Genomic DNA, 22999 nt, shown 5'->3' with positions numbered 1-22999 from the left:
GCGTCTTCGGCGTCCTGTGTTACTCCTGCTGCTCGCCGTCCAGCTCGCGCCTGCGGCGGGCTCTTTCCTTCTGCCACTCCTGAAGAAGTGCCTTGCGGTGTGCGCTGTTCTGCGGCCATACCTCGCGGATGAGGAAGCGCGCTCCGAAGAGCAGGATGGTGAGCACGATGACAGCGAAAACAGCCCCCCAGGGAGCCGTGTCGATCAGGGAGAACATGATCTGTGCCTTCCGACCTTGCTTGGTCGGCGGGTTACTCATGCAGCCAGTAGAACGCTCCCCAGCGTGCTGCGGTGGTACCCGCCCCAGTGACTCGCCACGGGGAAGGGAAGGTTGGGGCCTCTAGGCGTTATCTGGGGCGCTGTATCGATCGGGTCTGGCATCCACGTGAATGTCTCGTCGACTGTCTCTCGGCCGAGTAGCCGGGACAGCACTACCAGCAGCACACGGACCAGGAAGCGCAGCAAACAGATGATGAGTTGAGCGAGGGCCGCAAGGAACTCCGAAACAGCGGCGCGCCGTTCGGCCAAGGTCGCTGCGTACCGCAGTTCCTCAGCAGCCGTCTTGAAACGTGCCCGGGCATCAGCCTCTGCATGGTCATAGAGGAGGTCCCAAAGCCCAGCAATCGGCTCCGGTGCGGTGACGCTGAGTCGCTTGCTCAGATAGCTCTGGCCATCGGGCAGTGTCAGGTCGAGGAGGGATGCGTAGCCTGGGCTCAATTCGACTTCTATCCACCTGGCCTTCTCGGCCCGCTTCAGGCGAGACGCGGGTTCCTGCTGTCCCATCACACCCCCTTCCAGACGGTCATCCACTCCTCACAGCCTAGTTGTTCCTTGCCCCATCGGGATGACGTTGGTGTAGCGACTCAGGACTGCGAGTACGGTTTCTTCGGCGTCCCCGGCTACCACGCGCAGCGGACCTGTCGGTGTCAGCAAGATCGACTCGTCGACGTGCAGCTCGACGAGCGCGGCCGCGCGGGCGGAGCCGATCACCGGCCGGTCCGTATCCCCAGTGACCTGCACCTGGTAGGCGGAACCGTCGTCGAACCGGCCAGTGACGGTGTGTGGCATCCTCTTCTCCTTCATCGGGTGGCGAGCAGGCCGAGGAGGAACGAGCGCATGTCGTCGTCCAGATACCAGTCGCCGGTGAACATCGCCTGCAAGGAGCGCGCCAGGCTGTCACCCGTGTCGGTCTGTGTCTGCTGCTGCGCCAGGAGACGTCCCAGAGCGGTGAGGTCGAGCGTGCGGGCGCCGGGGCGGCCGGTGTGGGTGCGGGTGAACCAGAAGGCGCGCTGTGCGGCGTCAAGGTCCGGCAGGTGCGTGGCGAGGTGCTGGGCCAAGGCGTGGGCAGCCGTGCCTACTCCCGCGTCACCAAGGTCGGCGACCGTGGCGCGGCTTGCCCCGGGCTCGTACCGGCCAGCATCACCGGTGACCGCGGTGAGCCCTTCCGGCGTGGCCAGCCAGTCCCTGGGTATGAGGCGCTGCACGTTGCGTACGGCCCGCTCGGCGTCAGGGGTGGTGTCCGGGCCGAACACGATGCCCGCACTTCCCTGAGAGCCGAGGTCACGAACGTCGGCCAAGGCTGCGGCGACAGCATCCGGCACCGCGGCGGCGTACCGCGTCCGAAGGTCCGCCCACGCGCGGCGGGCAGCCGCAGCTTCCCGGCGGGCGGCAGCAATCTCCACGTCAATGCCCAAGTCCAGGACGGTGCTGCCACGAGCAGCCTGGAGGTTGAGCAGACGCCGCTCCGTGTCGGCCACGTACTCGTCCGCGTCCCGCAGGGCGCCGTGCGGGTCGCCACCGAAGTCGTCGCCGAGCGCATCGGCCAGGCGACGCGCCACGTCACGGTCGACGTCTGCGCCCGCCGCTCGCAGCGCGGCCAGGTGCCGCAGCGCGGTAGTGCCGGGGCCACCGTCGGAGGCGCGATCTGGCACCCACCGGGTTTCACCGACTCGTCCGGGGAGCCTGCCAGCAGCGAGCTGCGCCCATGTCGTCGGCCGCCACCAGGAGACACGACGACGCGCCAGCGCGAACCGGCCGCGTTCGGGCAGCAGGCCCGCCCACTGCGAGACCCGTGCGGCCAGCGATTCCCCGTCCACGTCCGGAAGGTCCAGGGCGGCGTTCAGCCGCGCCAGCCGGCGGGACTCCGGCCAGTTGCGTACCCGAGCCACCAACCGGTGCAGGAACCGCTTCAGGCCGGAGATCCGGTCACGGTTCTCACGCCACAATTCGGCGATCTTGCGAGCGGCGGCCTTCACCAGCTCAATGAGACGACGAGCAATACGCGAGAGCAGATCGATCACGTTCGCGAGGAAGCCGGGACGTGGGGCGGTGCCCGGGGAGGCAGCTGCGCGTCGGGTGATACGCCGGGCGGCGTTGTGCCGAGTTGCGTCGAGGTACGCCGCCAGAAGCCGGGACAGCGTCTCAGCGTCGCCCGGGTCGGCCCCGGCTTCTTCGAGCTGCCGCAGGAGTGCAGTGACGGCGTCGTCGACGTGGGTGGCGGCGTCGGGGGAGCCGCCCTCGTCCGGGACGTCACGGCGGCGCGAGGGTGACGGAGCCGCGACCGGCTCCGGGATCAACCGCAGTAGGTCAGCCGCGCGTTGCGCCAGGTCCTCGTTCGACTCACCGGGCAGGGGTTCGAGGTCGTTGACCGTGCGCAGCGCAGCCCGGACGGTGCGCTCGTGAGCCTTCGCACGGGCCCGGCGCAGAGCCTGCTGCACGGCGGCACGCTCACGGCCAGTAATGCCCGCTGCGTCGAGGGCGGCGCTTGCGTCCTGGCGAGCGGTGTTGCGGGCGCCTTGCAGGGCCTCGGGGGTCAGGCGCTGCGCGATCTGCTCGCGCAGGGCGTGGATGTCGCCGGGCGGCTTGGTCCCTGCAACGGCTTCGTCGATGATGCGCATGGCCACCGTGCGGCTGTGGTCATCGACGATCTGGCGCCGCACCGCGGCGATCGGCGGATTGGGGTCGCGCGGGGTCGCAGTGGATGCCGGGCCTTGGGCGTTGTCGTTGTCGGTGGTGTCCGTGGCGGGCTCGGGGAGCTGCCACACGGGCATGGCGGTGTGGACGATGCGCCGCTTCCACTGCCGGTTCTCGTCCTCCAGAAGGAGGCTGCGGACCCCGCCGGGTCCTTCCGCTACGTCGATGACCCGGTAGACGTGGATCTCATCGCCGTGGCGTTCGTCGGGCATGGCGATGATGTCGCCTTCGGTGATCTGCGCAGCGTTGGACGGACGGGGGCGGTCCAGTCCTTCCGGCGCGGTTCTGCCGGCGGTTCGGTCGAGGTGGTCGGCGGCGCGCAGCGCGGCCCGGCCCTCTGGGGTGGCCGGGTCTGCGTTCGCTCGGAGCTGGGCCGCGAGTGCGGCGGCCTGCTCGGGCGTGACGGGCAGGTCGGCCCCGAGTCGGGCGGCGGCCTGCTGGGCTGCGGGGTCATCCTCGGGGCTGGTGCCGGTGTCGGCGATGGCGTCGCGGTCGGCCGGGGTGAGGTCGGGGTCGATTGTGGGTTCGGTGACGGGGTCGAGCGTGGGCAGCGGCTCGTGCACGGTGAGTTCGTTGTCGGCGATCGGTGCGTCGTCTGCGCCGAGGTCCGGTGCGGAACCGTTTGGGCCTTCAGCCCTGTAGACGACGGCTGTGGCGTCCATGTCGATGGTGCCGAGTTCACCTGTGGTGGTGTCTACGTAGTCGAGGGTGACCCGGTCACCGTCGCGGTTGGTGTCCTGGATCTCCACGGTGGTCGGAGCACCGTCGAGGTCAAGCACGACGACGTCGCCCTTGCTGATCTCGTCGGCGGTCGGCTCGCTGATGCCTGTGATGGGGGCGGTGTCGGGTGTGGTGTCCCGGACTTCGCCGACGACACGCAGGTCTGCGGCGTCCCGGGTGATGGTGCCCTCGGCGGTGGTGACCGTGATGCGGTCGCCGTTGGTCTCGTCGACCGGGCCAAGGAGCGCACCGTTGTCGTCGGAGACGATGTGACCGGGGCGGACTCGCTGTCCGGTAGAAGTCCAGCCTGCGGGACGCCGGTCATCGGTGCCGGTGATCGTGAGGGAGGTCGGGGCGACGCCGTTGTCGGTGTCGCCGTCGCTCCAACGCACGGACACGGTGGTGTCGGTGACGCCCGTGACCGTGCCTTCGCGGTCGCCGCTGCCGGTGACGTGGCTGCCGGGGAACAGCCCGCGGTCACGGGTGTCGGTGGCGATGGTGTCGGGCAGGTCACCGTTCAGGACGTCCCCCTGGGCGCCGGTTGCCGGGGCTCCGGGAACGCTGCTTTCCGGTGCTTCGACACGGGCGGCGCTGGCATGGAGCGGGGTGTAGACGGTGCCGCGGTTGCCCGTCCGGCCGTCGGGGCTCTCGCCGATCGTCGTACGCCACATCTCCTCGGTGCGGCCCCGGCGGGTCACGGTGACGCGCTCAGGGGTATCGAGGACGTACCCGGCGCGGGTTACGGCGCGGCCGCGGTGGGTCGTGCCGTCGATGCGCGCCATGTCGCCGGGCTGGAGCTGGTCGACACTGGACCAGTGCGCGGGCTGTCCGCCGATGGGCTCCGGCTCCGGCAGGGATTCGGGCGCGGCCACGCTTTCTTCGGTGCTGTCGGGCGTCCGTACGGGCTCAGGTACAGGTCGGGGCTCGCGCGCCGGACCCGTGTCCGGAGCGTTCGGAGCCGCCGCAGGGGTGTTCGCGGGCACCGAAGGATCGTCCCGGTTGGTTGCGGGGGCACGCGCGGTGTCCGGGGTGGTGTTGCGGCGCCCTCCCTGGGCGTTCGGCGTGTTACTCGCCGGGCCGGGCATGTTCGCCGGGGCCGCCATCTCGTCCGCGGCATTGCCCGCAGCGGACGGCTTCTCCGCCGCGGGGTCGGTGGCTCGCACCGAAGGAGTTGACCCGTCCGGCTCGGCCCCAGGGACGCCCGTGGAGTCACGCTCACCGTCTGGGAGGAACCCGGCACGAAGGTGCTCCGCGAAGAAGGAACGGCGCTCAAGGTCCTTGAGGACATCGCGGTCCTGTCGTGTGCCTCGGGCGGCCAGGGTGGCACGCAGCCATTCGAACTCGTCGCGGGCGCGCGTCAGGTCCTGAGCAAGGTTGCCGCTCGGTGACTGCTGGGCGCGGAAGGACTCGACGAGGTGGACGAGCTGGTCGTACCGCTCCTGGACGGCTGGGTCGTTGCTCAGCTTGGTGGGGAGTTCCGGCAGTTCCGGGTGACGGCCCGCGAGGTGCGCCTTCACCGCATCCCAGGTGTCCTCGTTGGGGGCCGTAGCGTCGGCGGGATTCCGCTCAGCTCGGACCACCAGGTTGGCAACAGCCAGGTCCCGGGTGGCGGAGCGGCTGTTGTGGTCGTGGCTGATCGTCAGAAGCGGCCTGGCATCCCACATCGGCGCCCGATCCGGAGAGGAACGGTGCACGTTGCGCACCGTGCCGATCCGGCGGCCGTCCATCCAGACGTCGAATGAGCCGGAGTCAGCGAAGGGGTGGAGTTCGGCGCGTTCGGCCAAGGCGCGCACCTGGTCGGCGCCCCCGAATCGGCGGTTCGCGTCCTCCTCAGGCTCCGGGACCAGGGTGAACGAGGGCAGGTCGATGTCGTCGATGTTCACCGGGGGGATGCTGGCCGTCCCGAGGGTGGCCGCATCAGTGGTGGCTGCGGCGCGGCGCTGCTCCTCCTCGTACTGCTCGCGGTCGATCTTGTCGTTGGCTCGGCGCTTTTGCTTCCACTGGTTGTAGGTGAGGCGTCCGCCGTTGTTGTCGAACCACTCGATCAGTTCCTCGCTGGCGTACTCCCGCCACCGGCCGAACCGGGACAGGTTGCCGCCGGAGAACAGATCGCGCTCGCTGACCGGCGGGAGACGCTTACTTGTCCTGCTGAAGAAGTAGCCGTTGGTGGCGTCGACCGCCGCGGCATACCGGGCTTCGTCGACTTCCTGGAACTCCCCCTGCAAGCGTTCCTCGCGGGTCTGCGGGCGCCGCGGGACATTGGTGGTTCCGAAGCCCAGTGCGGTGTCCATGGCCTCCCCGCGGCGCCGGACTTCCTCGGCGTCTGCTGCCGGCGTCGAGGGGATGACGTCCCGTACTCGCCGGTCCGCGGCATCGCGTCGATCCATCTCGGCGGCCACACGCATCTGGTCCGTCTCGGAGAGGCCCTGACCCCAGGCAGCGGCGAGGTCATCGTCGTCCAGGTCGGTCAGGTCCTCCGGGAGCGCGATGGGTGCTCGACCCGGGGCACTGGTCTCCGGCTCGTCGCCGCCCTGGAACAGGTCGCGCATGGCGCGCAGAGCCTCGGGCAGCGTGCGCCCTTCACGGTCGCGCCACTGGGTGATGGTTTCCGGGGTGAGCGGCTGCTGCCAGTCGACCGGCTGCCCGTCAGCGCCGGGGGTCAGCTCGAACAGATCGGCCAACTCGCGGGCATCACCCGGGTTGGCGGCGATGAGCGTGATGTTGCCGAAGCGGCCGCCGTTGCGGGCTTGAGCGAACTGCCAGCGCCTCATGCCGTCGGTGGCGGTGTCGTCGGTCCACGTAACCAGCCCGCCTCCAGACGACAGGGTGAGGGTGGGGTTCGCGGCGAGGCGGGCCAGGAATGCCCGCCGCTCGGGGGTGTTCTCCTCGCCGGTCAGCCTGTCTTCACGCCGCCACGTGGTGCGGAGGTCGGCCACTGTGCGGGGCGTCGTGTGGTCGGGCGCCTCGCTGTCGTTGGCGGCGCGGTCGCCGTTTCCGCCGCTGCTGTCGGCGGGGGTGCGGGGCTGGTGCGGCAGGTCCGGGCGAGGCGCGCGGGGGCCGCCCGGCCCGCCTGGACCACGGCTGTGACCGCGCTCTTCACGGCGTCGGCGCGCACGGCCCCCCGCTGCGTCCCGGTCCTCGCCTTGCGCGCCGCTGTCGCTGTTGGTGCCCGGCGGCTTGGGGGCACCACCGCCCAATTCCGGCACGCTGTCCGCCCCGGCGGCGTCTGCATCCGTACCCCGGTCACGACGACGCTGCTCATCGTTCGAGCCCTCTGACGACCGCTCGTCATCGTCCGAGTCCTCGCCGTCCTGGAGCTGCTCACCCTCACCCTCCGGCTGCTCGTCGCCCTGGACTTCGGACTCCGGGGCCTCGTCGTGGGTGGTGCCGTCGCTGCGGGGAGACGCGGGGATGGGGCTTTCGCCGACGTCTGCCGTCTCGGTGTCGCGCGGGCCCGGCACCGGCTGCTCATCGCGGTCGTCAATGACCTCTTCGTCCGGGTAGCGAAGCCGGAGTTCGGAGTCAGGGGTGTAGAACCGCTCCGCGCCGTCGCTGGTGACGATGCGGATGCGGCCCCGGCCGGTGCGCTTGGGGGGTTCAGCGACCGTGTGGGTGCGGCCTTCCGCGTCGGTGTACCGGTCGCCTTCCGTCAGCTCTTCGGGCCTGAGCATCTGGGCGGGGCGAAGGCGGCTGGTGTCGCGTCCCTCGTGGACAGCGAACATGTCCGGAGTGCCGAACGCATCATCTGGCCGGTCGAGCGGGTTGTTCGGATCGGCAGCGGCGACGGGGCCCTGCGGCTGCGGTGTGTCGACGTCGAAGAGGCCCCCCTCCGGCTCGGTGGGCACCGGCTTCTTCGGCTCCGGCTTCGGCGTACGCCCGGCGCGGCGGTCCTTCTCTGCCTCCAGCACGACCATGCGGGTGCGGTCGGCGCCGGTCAGCTCTCCGTCCGCCATCTCCCGCTCCATCAGGGCCACAATCTCGTCGGCGATCTCCTGATTGGTCATGCTCGTGGGCGCCTTGTCGCCTGCGGGGCGGATGGCGTCGAGCTGCTGGGCGACCTCGTCAGGGTCAAGGGTGACCGTGTTACCGGTGTCGGCCGAGTCCTCGTCCGCGGTGTCGTCGACTTCGTCGGCCGCGCGGTCCGGCTGCTGCACATCGTCGCCGGGGACGGGGTGCGGCTGCCCGGTGTTTTCCTCCGAGTCCTCGCCGCCGGACGCGGGCGCCGGAGGGCTGCCGCTTTCACCGCCATCTCCCGACCCCGCGGCAGTGTCCGGCTGGCCGGTGGTCTCGTTGATGCCGTCCTCTTCGGGACGCAGCCGGGTGAGCGTCTGGGAGACCTCCTCGGCGGAAAGACGCACAGGGTCCTGCTTCGGCGCGCGCTCCTCCGGCGCCTCCGGGCTCTCGGCCCGCTCGGGCTGAGGGAACTTGCGGTCGAAGTCGTCGAGCATGCGGACCGCGGCATCTACGGCACCCTGGAGAGGAACGCGGGCCTCGCGTCGCTCATTAATGACTGCTCGCCGCTGCGCCTTGGTCAGCTTCTTGTCGAGTTCGTCTTCGTCGATCTCCGGCAGCTTGTCGAGGTCAGCGATCCGCCCGACAACGTCGTCCAGGAGGTTCGCGCGTGCTCGCGCGTGCTCGATCTGCGGGGTGAAGTCGGCGGCGGCCTGAGCCGACTGCAAGAGCGCCATCTGCTCGTCGAGTTCGGGAAGCCGGGCACGGTCGGCCTGCTGAAGCGCGGGTGCCTTCTCCAGCGCGTTGGTGAGCCGGGTGATCATGCCCGACCCGGCGCCCCTCTTCTTCAGGTCGTCCGGGCCCCGCTCGAAGTCGGAGCGGGCCAGGTCGGGGAAGCCGACGTGCGCGAGGAGCTTTCCGTCCGGGCGCTTCTCAGTACGCACACCGATGTCCAGCCCGCCGAACTGCCCCAGGATCTTCCAGGGGCTCATGCCGTCGCGGTCGTGTTCCAGGAGGTGGGTGGTGACCTGCCGGTGCAGGGCCGCCGCGGCGTCGGTGCGCTCTGTGTACGGCAGCCCGCCGAGGCTCATGGCGAAGGAGCCGCGGACGTCACGGATGCGGGGCAGGGACTCCTCGCGGCGGGCGATGCCGTCGCGGGTGGCGGCGAGTTCCTGCTGAAGGTCGGCCAGGGCCTCTTGGCGGCGGACGCGTTCGGCTGCCTCGTTGTGCTGGTCGATCTCCAGGTCACGCAGGAGACGGCGGGCCTTCATGAGCTGGCTCATGTAGGGGTTGCCGCCGATCTCGGCTTCCATCGTCTCGTAGTCGGGGTAGTCGATGTCGAGTTCTGTGACGGTGTCGCGGGTGTCGCTGTCGGCCATCTCCGGGCGCTGGATGTCGACCAGGCCCTCGGCCTTGTAGGCGACGAAGCCCGCCTTCCAGCCGTCGAGGCTGCCCTTGGTGGCGAAGATGTCGATCTCGACTTCGGGGTTCTGGTTGCCGTAGCGCAGGATGCGTCCGTTGCGCTGCTCCATCTGTGCGGCGCCCCAGTCGAGGTCGACGTGGGTCAGCGACACCATGCGGTTCTGGGTGTTCATGCCGGTGCCGGCGACGCTGCTGGAACCGATGAGGACGGCTATCTCGCCGTCGCGAGCCTTACGGAACAGCTCGGCCAGTTCCTCGGGCTTGCCCGTCTTCTTGTGGTCCTGGACGAATGCGATCTTCTCGGCCGGGATGCCGCCCGCGACCATGAGCTGCTTGAGTTCGGCGTAGGCGTCGAAGCTGCCGCGGTTGTTGCCGCCCGGCACGCCCTCGTTTAGGAAGATCATCTGAAGGGCGCCGGGGGTGGGGTGGTCCGGGGCGGTACCGTCGCGCGAGTAGTGCGTCTTGTAGACGCGGTCCTTGTGCTGGTGGTAGCGCTCGATGTGCCTGGCGGCGACGGCGCGCAGCTTGTTGCCCGCCGGGGCCTTGGCGTCGACGAGCCGCGGGTCCAGTGCGACGGACGTGCCCTCGCCTGCGACGGCGAGCATGTTGTCCTGGGACCGGTCGACGTCCCCGTTGTGGATGGCGCGCCCGCGGGCGACGAGCTTCTTCAGCCGGGCCGTCTGGTCCTTGGTCGGATCGACCATGACCAGGTTGGGGCCGCCGCCCTTGACCTTCGGACGGGGAATGCCGACGTCATCGGCACGCTTGGTGTCGGCGACCAGACCCCACATCGTCTTCATGGCACGGCGGTTGTGGAACTCGGCGAACCGCTCGACGATGCGCAGGCCGGAGCCGTCCGGCGCGTTCTCGACGCGGAGCGTCTTACGGCCGAAGGTCGCGGCCCACAGGTCCGGGGCACCGGCCTTGTAGGAGTCCAGGACCCACGGGGCGGCCAGGGCGAGCATCGTGAACTGCTCGGTGATCGAGTTCGACAAAGGGGTGCCGGTGGCCAGGGTGACCGTGGCACGGCCACCGCGGCGGCGGTGCAGGTCGGACAGCTTTTGGTGCAGGTCGATGCCGCGGATAGACGCGGGGTCACCGCCGCCCTCACGGGAGCGGAAGCCCACGCCCTTGTACCGGTGGGCCTCGTCGATGACGGCGTAGTCGAATCCGAGGTCGTCCCAGTACGTCTGGCCGGGCGTGCGCATCGGCGCCGCGTTCTTGCTGATCTTGTTCTGAACCGTCGCAATGCGCTGCTCGATCTTGGCGACGATGAACGGGTGATCCGGGTTATCCGCGTCCTCGTACTGCCGGTCGAGCTGTTCCCGCAGAGCCTCCAGCTCCCGGAACTCGTACTCCTCCTGCGCCTCCGGCGACATCTTGATCGAGCCGAAAGCGGGCTCGGTGAAGATCACCAAGTCCGGCTTGTTGGCGCGCAGCCACTCCAGCGTGCTGTCCCGCCGCCCCTCGGCCAGGTCACCGCTGGTGATCAGGTGAATCTCGGCGTTGGGGTACAGGAACCGGGCCTCGTCGTACCACTGCTGCGCGAGGTGGTCGGGGACGACGGCGTACGGCTTCTCGATCTGCCGGGACGCCTTGAGGGCCTGCGTGCCCATGACGAGCGTGGACGTCTTGCCCAGCCCCACCTCGTGAGCGAGGATCACGCTCCGCTCGAACTGCATCCGGGCCGCGCCGCTGAGCTGCCAGGGATGCGGAGTACGGTCCGGGGTGAAGCCGTCCAGGGACGGGCTCATGCCGTCGTACGAACGGACGACGTGCCCGTTCATGATCTTGTTGTAGGAGTCGGTCAGCCGCGTGAGCCGGTCGGCGTTGGCCGTCGCGTACTTCGCGTACTCCGACCGCATCTGGTCGGCCTTCTGCCGGACCAGGCGGGACGTTTCTTCGTCGACGTCTCGGCGCTTGTCGTCGCGGTAGATCGTCAGTGAGCCGTGGCCGAGGATGGAGCGGGCGATCTCGACCGCGGTCTTGCCCTTGGTCCCCTTTTCCTCGTCGGCTGCGACGCCGTGCAGGACGTTGTTGGCCTTGGGAACCTGGCCGGTGTAGAGCATCCAGCCGTAGCGGTCGTCATGGGCGACGCGCAGCGTCTTGTCGCCCAGGTACTCGCGCAGGAACCCCTGCAACAGCTCGGGCGGCGTCCAGTGCGCGCCCATCTCCGGGGTGAACTCACCGATGGTGCGGTCGACCGGCTGCACTGCTTCGAGCGCGGCGACGTTGACGGCGAACGCCGGGTCCTTCTCGGCGGCACGGCGCGCGGCTTCGAGCTTGTCGCGGACGGGGCCGGACAGATAGGCACCGGCCATATCAAGGCGGCCAGTTCGCGGGTCGGTGAAGACCTCGCTGCCCAGCGCCCGGACGGCGTCCGCCGGGGTCATGTCCAGCAGACGGGCGATCTCGCCGATGTCCACCAGGCCGGTCGCCGCAACGACGGCGGACAGCGCCGTCTTCGGGTCATCGGTCCGGTCGAGCGGCTGTCGGCGCGCGGCGGCGCGCTCCTCGAAGACGCGGCTGAGGATGGGTTCCTGCTTGTCCGCGTCCCACCGCTCCAGAGCAAGGACCGAACCGGCGTCCGGGTCCGAGCGGAAGTAGCCCCACGCGGTCGGCGTGCGCTCCTCCGTGCCGTCCCCGCGGGTGCCGGTCTTCATGCTGCGGAACTGGCCCGGCTTGGACAGGGGCCCGTACTGCTCGACGTACGAGGTGTGCAGGTCACGGAGCTGGGCGCGCAGCTTCTCGGCACGCTCGTCTTCCGCCTGCTTGCGGTCCAGGGCCCGCAGTTCGGCGGCCACATCCCTCAGCTGCATGAGGGCGCGGAGCTGGTCGCCGCGGCCGTCGGACGGCTCGACTGCGACGGGGTTGCCGCCGTTGACGTGCTGGTAGAGCTTGCCGTCGTCGCCCTCGTAGAGGCGGCCGGTCCAGTCGTTGGCGTGCTTCTCCCGAGCGGTCTGCAACAGCACAGGCGGCCGGTTGTCGCCGTCGGGGTGCGGCGCATAGCCGCGGCCGTCAGCCGTCGCCTTGGCCGCGATGCCCTTGAGCGCGGCACGGAGCTGGTCGGCGGCCTTGACCGGGTCGCCCTTGACGGTCAGGCGCGGCCCGTACGGGGACGACTCGGTCGTCAGCTCGCCGAGAACGTGCTCCGGGTGCTGGGTGAAGTACGCGTTGACGTGCTCCCAGGTACCACCGACCTTGCGCTCCGGAGCGTTGAGCCACGACGTGTCACCGGGCTCGTCGCCGTCGGCACGGCGCCGCAGCACCAGAACGTCCGTGACGACGCTGGTGCCGGCGTCGTTGAAGACCCCGCTCGGCAGGCGCACGGCGCCGATCAGGTCGCCGTACTTGGCGATCTGCTTGCGGGCCTTGTCGCCCTTGGAGTCGAGGGTGTGCCGGGAGGTGATGAGCAGGGTGATGCCGCCCGGCCGGGTCAGCGCGAGTTCCTTGGTGATGAACCCGTTGTGCAGGGACTCCGCGGGGTATCGCTTGTCGCCGAACGGCACCGACGCAAACGGGACGTTACCGATCGAGGCATCAAAGGTGCCGGGCTCGGCGTCGGTCTCCGCGAAGTTCTCGTTGAGGACGTTGGCGTCCGGGTAGATCGCCTTCGCGATCCGCGCCGTGGTCGGGTCCAGCTCAATGCCGGTGAGGCGGGCCTCCTCCGGAGCGACCCCGAAGAACGTTCCAGCGCCGGACCCCGCCTCAAGGACGTCACCATGCTCGAACCCGAACGCCTTCAGGCCGTCCCACATCGCCTCCGCGACGGGCTGCGGCGTGTAGTGCATCGAAAGGGTGCCGCGCCGGGCCTGCTGCCATTCCAGAGGCGTCAGCTCATCGGAGAGCATGATGCGCAGGTCGCGGTACTCCGCCCAACGGGCGTGGTCCTGCGCGAACTTACCGAACCGGGCGCCGCCCTGCTGGTAGCGCGGCTCCTTCTCGTTCGGCTCCGACGCGAACATGATCGGAACCGACCCCCACCCGGTCCAACGGGCGAGGGTGACCTTCTCCCGCTCGGTGGCCGGGCGGTTCTCCTTCTCCAGCCGCTTCAGTACCCGGATCGCCTCGACGTTCGCGGCGGCACGCTGGAGGGGGCCCTTGGTAGCCGCGTCAGCCGGGTTCGGCCGGAAGCGGCGTGCTACATGTCGTACACCGCGTCCTGCATCGCCATCAGGTCCCGCATCTCCGGACTCAGCGTCGGCGCCTCCTCGACCTCCGGCTCCGGCTCCGGCAGCAGATCCCGCAGAACCATCGCGGTCGCGTCCGCTCTGATCTGCTTGATCTGACCTGCCCTCGCCTCGTACTCCTCCGCCGGAGGCACGGTCTCCTCCAGCGCCTCCTCGGCCGCCAGAATCGCCGTCTCGATCTCCCTGCCCTTGTTCAGGAAGAACGTCTGCGCGTCGTCCATCGCCGCCAGCTCCCGCGGACGGTACTTCGCCCAGTGGTCCCTGGCTGTCTGGCTGTAGATGCTCACCATCAGCCCCTTCGTCCGTTCCCAGAGCCGCGCGCAGGGCTGCCTGCTGCGCCTCGATCTCCTCGCGGGAGATGACCTTGCGGTCGTCGTCCCCGCCATCCTTGCGTACTGCGGTGCGCTGCGCGTCGATGCCGTGCAGCGCAGCGTTGATGGAGGCCAGCCGCGTGCGGGCCTTCGACCGCTCCGACGAGTCCAGCTCCCGGTCGCTGGCCCGCAGCATCATCTTGCGGGACAGTTCCTCGGTGACCCGTTGAAACTCGGAGAGCAAGCCCTCCGGCACATCGATGTTCGCGCCCTTGCTGACCTTCCCCGTGATCGGGTTGCTACTGGCCGACCAGTCGCCGTAGCCGCGGCCGGCAAACAGGTCGTAGAGGGTCTGGCGTTCCTTGCTCGCCGACGGGAAGGAGTCGGCTCGGCGCGAGGCGCGGTACAGCTCGTAGAACATCTTCGGCACCCACACGCGGCGCACGGAGCCGTACAGGCGCACGGCCTCGGTCGCCGGGTCGGTGTCGTAGCTGTCGACGACCGCGGCCAGGGCCTCGGTCATGCTCGGGAAGGCCCCGATGATGCCGCCGTGGCGTTCTCGCTGCGCGTTCCACCCGGCCTTATGGCCGCCCTCGTGCGGCGAGTCGTGCTCGTGGTAGCTGACCTTGCCGTAGCTGTTGCCGTCGACCTGGACGTCGATGTTGTACGGGCTGATGAGTGGGTTCTCTGGGGTCTCTGCACGGTTGACCGTCTGCTCGCGGCCCTCGGCGCCGCGACGGTTTTGCTCCTCGAAGAGAGCCTTCAGACGCTCCTGTAGAGCTTCCTTCTCCCGGCCGCTGGTGAGGTTCCGCTTCTTGTAGAGGTCCTTGAACGCCTTGTTCAGATCGTCGTCGTCGAGCCCGGCCGGATCGGGGCCGTTGCGGTAGACAGCCGCTTTGCGGTTCTGCCGCTCTTCGGACACCGCGTGCCTGCGGGCGGACAGGATTTCGTTCTGCTCCGCACCCAGCCGTCGCAGACGGATGGGCAGCTTCAGGAACTCCTTCTCCAGGGCGTCGTCGTCGAGATCCTGGACCGGCGGACGCTCCTGGATGGCGCGGAGACGGCGGGTCTGCTGCTCGGTCTCGGCTTCTGCCAGTCGCTCGGTTACCTGGTTCCACAGGTCCCGCTCGGGGGCAAGGTACTCCTCCTCGTGTATCGCCCCAGACGGTTTGTGGGCCCGCTCCTGGGCCTCCAACTCCTTGATGCGCGCGGCAAGGTCTTCCTTGCTCAAGTTCTGCGGGTCCCGGCCCTGGTTGAGGCGTTCGGCGGTACGGCGACGCCGGTCGGCGTACAGGGCCTGCTCGTCCTCATTAAGCCGGTCGCCCCGGCGGGGGCCGTAGGTCCCGCGGTCCCGCTCGGAGCGGCGGATGGCCTCGGCGAGATCTGTGTCGCTCAGCGCGGCCGCGCGCTCTTGCGTGCTCGCCGTGGGGGCTTCGGGCTTATCGGCGGTGTTCTCGTCCTGTGCGAAGCGGCGGCGTTCGAGTTCTGCTTCGACCTTCTGGAGGGCGGCGCGTGCTCGCTGCTTGCGGGCCGGAGTCTTGGCGATCTGTACGTGGATCTCAAGGTTGTCGCGCTTCCCGCGAAGGACCTCATCGTCCATCGCCCGGAGCATCTTTGCGTCCTCGTCGAGCTGGGTCGTATCCGGAGTGCTGGCGCTGTTGCGGCCCTCGTCGGTGACGTGGACGTTGCGGCCCTGCTGGATGAACGCGGCGAGGATGTCGGCGGCCTTACGGTCGCGGGTCTCCCGCTTCCACTGGGTGCCGGTGACACGGGCCTTCTGGATCGGGGACCAGGCCAGCTTGCCCGCGGCGCCCACGGCCCGGTCGTCGCGAGCGTCGTTCTTGATGGTGCCGCGCACGGCGAGGATGCGCTTGCCCTTGTGGGTGGTCCACGCCAGGTGGACGTGGTCAGCCTGGTCCGGGTTGGTGGTGGCCAGGTGGTGGCGGGCGATGATCTGGTCAGCGATGTTCGCATGACTGCCGATGGGCACGTAGACGCCGTCGATTGTGGCGTGGCGGTCGCTGTAGCCGCCGGCAACGGAGGCGATTTGTGTGCCGTCCGGGGCGTACACGGTGACCGGACCCGGGTTCCAGGAGGTGGCCCAGTACCCGGGCACGCCGTCGACGGGCTCGGCATCCTTGGGTACGCCAGTCGGCCGACCATCGGCCTCGGGCTCAGGTGCCTCGTCCTGCTGGGAGGCCACAGCAGGGTCGGGAGCCGGTTCCGGTTGGCCACCCGGCGGGGTCCCCTCCGTCCCGCCGCTCTGCGCCCGCGCATACTCCGGGATGTCGGGTTCATCGGAGTTCTCGGCCTCTGGAGTCGGCTCCGTGGGCGTCTTCGCCTTCGGGTCCTGGTCCTCGTTGTCGCCGAAGGGGCGGCGGCGCAGCGTTTCGGCAAGGCGTTCCGTGGCGATGCTGTGCTTCGGCGGGTGCTGCTGGTCCCACAGGGCGCGAGCGGCCGTCCACTCCTGGTCGTAGTCGCGGCCCTTCGCAGAACGCCAAGAGCGGCGGTCGTCCGCAAAGTTGGGGTCGGAGAAGTCGAGGGCGTTGCCGTCCTTGTCCTTCAGAATGCCGATGACGTGCTCGGCGAAATCCTTGGCATCGCTCTGCCGGTCGAACCACCACGGCATCCGCTGGCCGGTGCCGGTGGCATGCAGGTACCAGTCGCCTTCCTCCCGGCGGGTGACGAACTGGCCGTCGCCGACGAGCTTGAGGCGCTGCTCCTTCGCGAGGGTGTCAAGGTCGCGCGCAGTGCGTTGATCCTGCTCGGAGCCGGTCGCGCGCAGGGCCTCGGCTCGTTCGGTCCAGTTGGTGCGGGCCTGCTGGAGCGTCGTGAACCGGCCGCGGGCCTGAGCACGCGGCTTCTTGGACGCCGGAGCCTTCGGAGAGTTGCTGCCCTGGTGACTGGCGTGGAAGTCCCTGACTGCCCGCCGGATGGCCTGTTCGGCGTCTTCGCCCTTGGTGGAGCGCCAGGACGGGAACTTGTCGGCGATCTTCGGGTCGGAGAAGTCGATCGGCTCGTTGAACTCGCCCGGCATGATGTGGCCGTTGCGGACGTGCTCGTTGATGTACTCGGCGGCTGCTTCGGCTTCTGCGCGGGTGGAGAAGTCACCGACGTCGAGGTACCCGCCGGTGCCGGTGGAGGTGAGGTACCAGCGGCCGGTGGCGTCGTCGCGGGTGGTGACGAGGCCGCCAGACGGTGTGATCTGTAGATCCTCATCTCCGGCCAGGCGCCGCAGTGCCGGCGCGTTGGCATCGGGCTGCTGCGCGAGGTTCAGGAAGTGGCGTCGTACCGCTGCGGTGTCCTCGAACCGGGCGCCGCTGTGGGCCCTGCGGTTCGGCAGGGCCTCGGTGTCGACGTCGTGGTGCCCGTCCTCAGGCTCGTCCTGGTCGTCGTCTTCCGGCGCATCACCGTCGTCGTCGCCGATGTCGTTGCCCTCGTCATCGACGCCGTGCGGTTCGTCTGGGGTGTCCGGGTCACCCTTGTCGTCGCGGGACAGGCCCAGGCCGCGCCGGTCATCGGCCTCGCGGCGGGCGTCCTCGGCCTCGACCTTCTGCTGATTCGCGGTGGGGGCGCTGCCGTCGGGGCGCGCCACCATGGTGATCCAGCGGGCGCTGGTGCTGTGGCGGCGCCCTGTGTATGTGCCGTCGGGCGCGCGATCCTGCACGAGGACACGGTCACGGGGCAGGGCACGAACGACGCGGGCGAGCGTGCCCGACCACAACCGGGCGACACCGCCGGTCTCGATGAACCTGCCCTTGCTGTCCCTGGGGTGCAGGGCAGAGTTCCACGGCCGTCGTACGGACTTGGCCTCAAGGGTGCGACTCAGGTCGGCCGAGGAGGTGCGATTCAGCATGGGCGGACCATGCAGACCGCGAGGGGTTAGCGTCGTGTGCTGAGTTCGGGCCTGTACGTGGGGGTGAAGAGGGCAGCCTCGTTGTTCCGTCTGGCCAGGCTTTGCGACGTGTCAGGGGGCCTCCGCGGGGGAGAGAGCGGTGCGGTAGCGCAGTCGACAACGGCAGTTGACGGTGAGGTCGGCGGGTGCGAATGGATCGCCGGGGTAGCGCAGGGTGGAGCCGCGGACCGTGTAGGGCGTCCCGGCGGGCAGCGTGACGCCGCTCAACTCCTGATGTGCGGAGCGAACTCGGGCGTCTCCGCGGGTCTCCCACGTACGCAGGACGGCTGGACCAGCGCTTTCGGCGGCGGCGTCGGCTGCGCCGTTGACGGTGGCCACGGCGCACGACTCAGCGAGCAGAGCGATGAACTTCGCGGTCCGAGCACGGTAGAACGCGGTGACCGCGCTGGTGAGGTCGTCGAGCGTCCCTGGCTCACGTTGTGCGGTATCGAGGGCGTCGGCCAGGTCGGAGAGCAGTGCGGTCACTGCGCTCCCGGCCATGGATGTGGCGGCGAGTGCTGCGGCGACCGCGCCCGCAGGCACGGCGGTCGCGCCGGTCATGCTCCTGCTCAGTGAGGCTGCCACCGTCGCCGCGGTCTGGTGGAGGATCGGGCCCAAGGTGCTGGCCGTCTCCTCCTGCCACCGGGCTGCGCTGACTACGCGGCTGCCGTCGAGAGGCCCGTCACCGCGGCGTTGGTCGCTGTCGCCGTCTGGCTCCCAGTATCGGGTGTGCTTACGGGTCTTCGGCGCGTGCAGGCGAGCGGTGATGACGCCCTCCTGCCGAGCGAGGAGGGCGGTGAGTGCGGCTGTGATGGCGGCGGTGGCCGTATCGAAGTCGGCGTCGGTGACTTCGTATCCGTCTGCGCGGGGCAGCTCCTTGCGTTCGGTGAGGGAGCGCGCGGCGTCGACATCGTCTGCGGCGTCTCCGCTACTGGGGTGAGCGACGACGGAGCGGGCAGCCGCAACATCGTCCGCGGCGTCGCCGGGCAAGGTGAGCGGCATGTTGCTGCGGGCCTGGTCGACGACGGCCGCGGCCGTGTCTGCGGCTGCCGGCTCGGAGGTGGAGCTGCGGGCGGCGGCGACGTCCGCGGCGGCGGTTTCCTGTACGTCCATGCCGCGCGCTTCGGCCACTGCGTCGGCCGCCGACCCGCCCGTGGGAGCGGACAGTGTTTCGGCTGGCAGCGGGCCGCCGCCAACGCCGGGCAGCCCCGGCGCCCCGGCCGTCGGGTCCTGAGCGACGCCGAGGGCGGATGCGTCCTGCTCGTTGGCCGGTACGGGTGCCTTCTGCGGGCTGATCCACAGGGCACGGGTGTGCGGGACATTGAAGGGTCGACGCCCGGCGATCTCGCGGTACTCGTCGACTGTGATCAACCCGGCGTTCCACTCCTGCCGAGCTTCCTCCCTGCGCTGGCGGCGGGGGAATTCGAGGGCTTCCACGGTGGAGGTGTTGAAGCGAAGCGACCAGCCGTCGTCCAAGTCCAGATCGAAGGCGGAGGCGAGCAGTGAGAGGTGGGGCAGTTCCGTGTGCTGCCAGAAGTTCCATTCTTCGCGGTCGGCGTTCGCATATGTCCGCTCGCTGGCGTTGCCGACGATGGACTCCGGGACACCGAAGGCGCTCAGGATCTCGTCCTTCGCGGTCTTGGACAGCGTCTCGTAGTTCATGTCGCGTGGGCGCGTGCTGGTGTCCACGTAGTTGAGGCCACCGGGCCCACTGCCGACGACGACGGTTTCACCGGCTTGTTGCGCGCCCGGGGAGAGCCGTTGCTGAATTCGGTCGATCTCGCGCTGGTCCAGGCCGTCGACGTCGATGCCGACGATGCCCGAGGGGCGCGCGTCGTTGTTGATGAAGGCGATGTTGTACATCCGGGCCTTCACGTCCAGGTCCACGGACAGGCCCGCGGCCTCCAAAGGTGTGACGCCGCAGAAGGGGTCGGTCGGGTGCGGGTCACGCAGCCAGACGACGCGGCTGGGGTCCAGCTCCCGGACTCGGCCGTCGTACGTCGTGAACTCGAAGTGAGACACGTAGTCGCCGTGCGGGTCGGGTATCGCCTCGACCCGGTTGGGCGGCAGCAGGTCGAGGCGGGTGATCGTGCCTGCCCGGCTGCGAGTGATCTCGACGAACGCGCCCTTCTTGGACAAGAGGAGCTGCGCCGAGAGCCGCTTCTTGAAGACGGTGGCCCGCTCCAGCGGGTTGGCCTGCACGTTCAGGACGTGCAGCAGTGGGTGGTCGGTGAGGGTTTCCGCGAACTGCCGCTCGTCGCCGCCACGTCCGATCTCGACGGTGAGCGCGCTGGGGTGCTTGGAGATCGCTTCCACGGACTTGAAGGTCCAGATGCTCCGCTCGTACCCCTCCTCGATGACGCGGTCGAGGTCCCACCCCGCGGCGCGGTTCTCGGTGCCCCACACGGTCGTGGTGCCCGCGTAGGTCATCGAGACGTAGGGGCTGCCGATCGGCCCGGCTGACTTCTCTTCGAGGGGCGCAACCGATCGTGGGACGAGGAGGCGGCGGAGGCCGGGCAGGAACTGGCGCGGCATCAGGCCCCCTCACTGGCCAGCCATACGCCCACCGTGCTGATGCCGGCGCCGACTTCCACCCAGCCCAAGAGCGGGAAGTACGCGAAGGCGCTGCCGACGGCGGTCGCAGCCGTGACGGTGCTGGTGGCGAAGGCGACGGTGCGGAAGGTCCTGCTGGTCGGCGGCACCAAGAAGTGAAAGGCCGCGAAGGCACCGGCTGCGGCCACGGTGCTGCTCAGCACTGGGTGCACGGCGCCCAGGGCGGCGAGCACGACGAGGACGCCGAGGGCGACGAGGAGTAGTCCGGCGGCTTCGCGGGCGAGGCTTCGCGGCGAGGGTGTCTCAGGCGGTGTACTCACGCCGCGCACGATGGATACGGCGCAGGGCTAGTGTCGCGCGCTCGCTTGTGAGCAGCATGCGAGCGCGCGGTGCGTCAGCGAGGACGGCTGACCCCGGCCATGTAGGCGCCGATGCCGCGGCGTGGAATCTTCTCACCCGGAATGATCTTCGCACCCCGGGGAGGAGGCGGCAGCTTGCGCTTCTTCCTCGTCGACTGATCCCCGCCGATGAGGTGCCTGTTGTCGACTTTCTCCGCGCAGTCCTGGCCCTTGACCTCGTCGTACGGGCGGCGGCATCCGCGGCAGTACACCTCCAGCGCATCTACGCGCTGCTCGGCGGTCGTCTTGAACGATCCGCGGAAGTCAGCGATGGACGCGATGCGCGGGCCCACCTGGATCTCTGCGGCGACGATCCAGGTGTGTGACAGGTCCTGCGTCGGCTCGGAGGACTTGGGCGGGGGCGTGGGCGCCCCCGCTTTGGCCTCGACCGGCTTTGCTGGCGTTCGTGTCGGCGCGGGCCTCGACGGGAACAAGGGTTCCTGCCAGAAGGCTCGGCCCGCTGCCGACGAGAGAGGGGCAGTCGCCGTAGTCACTCAGTCCTCCGCGCCGTCTTTCAACCGGTTGACACAAGGTGCCAACCCCCTTTTCACAGCGCGGAACGTCGGTCGGCCCTGATCTGTTACACCGGCCGTCCTCGGGTAGATCCGGACGGGACGCGGCGGTTGCGGGACGGGTCGGCCTGGTCATACCTCATGGCGGGTGGCGAGATGCTGCTCGACAACCGTTGTGCTCACCTCCACAGCCGCAAGAAGGCTTCGCTTCATTTCTCTCCCCATGCCGCCAGTGCCCCCCAAGCCGGCGGCTGCTACCGCTTCGGCGAGCTGCCTCCGATCTCCCTCTGCCATCTCGACGGAGCAGGCGGAGTGGGCAAGGACTTCCCGTGCGACGTACCCGTCCCCCGAGCGCAACGCGTCGACCACCAGGCGCCGGGCCACCTCCGTGCGAAGGGACGGGGGAGACAGGTCAAGCACGGTGAGTCCGACCCGTGTGCGGAAGACTGCCAGGCCAGGAGCGGTCGAGAGCTTCAGGTACTCCGCTGCCATCTCCTTGGCCACGTCGTTCTTCGGCGCACCGCTGCACGCGACGCATAGGCCCGCGAGGCAGGCTGCGACGGGATACTCCCAGGCTTCTGACAGCGTGCTCTCGTTCAGCATCCGTCGGGCCGAGGTTGCCTCCCCGCTGAGGCAGCGGGCCGCGATCTCAGCCTGGCGTCCATCGAGGAGACGACGGCCGACTCCCTTGTGCTGGGCAACGTGCGCTCGTACTCGGGCCCACTGGCTGGCGGCTACCAGCGCCCGCGTCCCATCCCCCAGGAGCACAGCCCAGAGCCACTGGCACACCGTTCGATGATCTTCTGCTGTGGTGGTCAGGTCCTGGAACGACACGTACCGGCCGCCAACGGTCGCGTCGGCCCGATGCCGCACGGCTCGGTTGAGGGTATCGAGCAGCTGGTATGCGCTGTCGCCGTCGCCGTCTCGGATGTGCAGGCGCGCCAGGTTGACGAGTGGTTCGAGGGCATAGCGGGCTTCCTGCGCGCTGAGCGGCATACGGGGTAGGTACAACTCTGTTTGGCGCCAGCACAGAGCGCGGGCGAGGTCGGGGAGGCCGCAGTCGCTGGCGATCAAGGCTGACTTGTTCAGTGCCGCGGTGGCCAGGCTGAGCTTACCGTTGTGAGCGGCGGCCTGGCCCATGGCGTTGATCTCCTGGACCCGCTCGGTGAGCGGCGGGCAGGCGGGGCGTGGACGGGCGATCAGTGGGAAACGCTGTGCTATCCGGGTGCTGTCCATCTCACTGCCGCTCGGCAATCGTGCGGCTGTTGGCACAGGTCGGGTCCGGGCCGAATATGGCGGTCTTCGCGGCAGCCGCAAGGGCGGCCTGGGTGGTGAAGGGCAAGCCGATCCGGTTCCAGGCGAAGATCACGTGGTGGGCGAGGACGTCTCGCAGGCCGCGGTGTAACCGACCGGCCTTCGTCAGTTCGGCCAACTCTTCGCCCGCGTTGAGGTAGGCACGCGCCCATTCGGTGGTGTGAGCCAGCGCTCCGTCCGGCCCGAGCACGTATTGCTGGTCCACGGAGATCAGACGACGTACGGCGTCGTGCAGGCGGTCGGCATGCCCCGGCTGGGTGCCGGCGGGCAGGACGCGGTGGGCAGAGACGCGCGCCCAGACGTCGCCCTGCTCGTACCAGTCCAGCCCGGCGGAGCGCATGAGCAAGCTACACAGGATGAGGGAAGTCTCCCGTCGATGGTTGCCAGCCTCGCGTTGCAGGAAGTCCAGGAGGTTACGGCTGTCGCGGTGGAACAGACGGTGTGCGCTGGCCATGGCTTCGTCGCCCCCGAAGGCGTGGACTTCGGGCTCGTAGATGATCTCCGCCCAGCCATCGGCGTGCCCCCCAGCCACCAGGGCGTCGAGGCCCCGGCAGATGCGGTCTCTTCCGGTTGCGGTGGGCAGGTACCGCACCCGCCAGCAGGGACGTTTGCGGACGATGAACCACGCGGTGATGGCGCCTTCGTCTTCTGCGGTACACAGGAGCGGGGCGAGTTCGGTCAAGGCGGTGGCCTCGGACCGTTCCCAGTCACGGAACGCCACGTTGACCTGGTACCAGGATGGGGTGTTCATCAGGGCCTC

Annotated in this window: 9 protein-coding genes; all 9 read right to left on the bottom strand. The window is 69.4% G+C overall.

All coding sequences use genetic code 11. From position 1 onward, the window contains the following. Positions 1–19: 19 nt before the first annotated feature. Entirely contained in the window at positions 20–259 is a 240-nt protein-coding gene (locus IG54_RS0104670; protein ID WP_158708820.1) for a hypothetical protein, read from the bottom strand. Beyond that, positions 256–810, bottom strand: a complete 555-nt coding sequence (locus tag IG54_RS0104665; protein ID WP_030777623.1) for a hypothetical protein — start codon at positions 808–810, stop codon at positions 256–258. Before IG54_RS0104665 ends, IG54_RS0104670 begins: the two co-directional genes overlap by 4 nt. A gap of 3 nt (positions 811–813) precedes the next feature. Then, on the bottom strand, positions 814–1068 hold the full coding sequence (locus IG54_RS0104660) for a hypothetical protein (RefSeq protein ID WP_030777620.1): 255 nt from the start codon (positions 1066–1068) through the stop codon (positions 814–816). An 11-nt stretch (positions 1069–1079) separates the two neighbouring features. Continuing rightward, positions 1080–17423: a hypothetical protein gene (locus IG54_RS37655; protein WP_037896376.1), complete on the bottom strand. Its 16344-nt coding sequence runs from the start codon at positions 17421–17423 to the stop codon at positions 1080–1082. 111 nt (positions 17424–17534) lie between these two features. Beyond that, positions 17535–19997 carry a phage portal protein gene (locus IG54_RS0104650; protein ID WP_030777618.1) on the bottom strand — a complete coding sequence of 821 codons (2463 nt, stop codon included), beginning with the start codon at positions 19995–19997 and terminating at the stop codon, positions 17535–17537. Then, a complete protein-coding gene (locus tag IG54_RS0104645) occupies positions 19997–20335 on the bottom strand; it encodes a hypothetical protein (RefSeq protein ID WP_158708819.1) in 339 nt (112 codons plus the stop codon). Before IG54_RS0104645 ends, IG54_RS0104650 begins: the two co-directional genes overlap by 1 nt. 74 nt (positions 20336–20409) lie before the next feature. Continuing rightward, a complete protein-coding gene (locus tag IG54_RS0104640; protein WP_234335969.1) occupies positions 20410–20907 on the bottom strand; it encodes a hypothetical protein in 498 nt (165 codons plus the stop codon). A gap of 150 nt (positions 20908–21057) precedes the next feature. Next, positions 21058–22161, bottom strand: coding sequence for a hypothetical protein (locus IG54_RS0104635; RefSeq protein ID WP_037896373.1), 1104 nt, complete (start codon positions 22159–22161; stop codon positions 21058–21060). A 1-nt stretch (position 22162) separates the two neighbouring features. Next, positions 22163–22990 carry a thiopeptide-type bacteriocin biosynthesis protein gene (locus IG54_RS0104630; protein WP_037896371.1) on the bottom strand — a complete coding sequence of 276 codons (828 nt, stop codon included), beginning with the start codon at positions 22988–22990 and terminating at the stop codon, positions 22163–22165. Between the last annotated feature and the right edge of the window lie 9 nt (positions 22991–22999).

The organism is Streptomyces sp. NRRL S-920 (assembly GCF_000717945.1).
Classification (GTDB): Bacteria; Actinomycetota; Actinomycetes; order Streptomycetales; family Streptomycetaceae; genus Streptomyces; species Streptomyces alboniger.
This window is presented reverse-complemented; position numbering and strand designations above follow the sequence as displayed.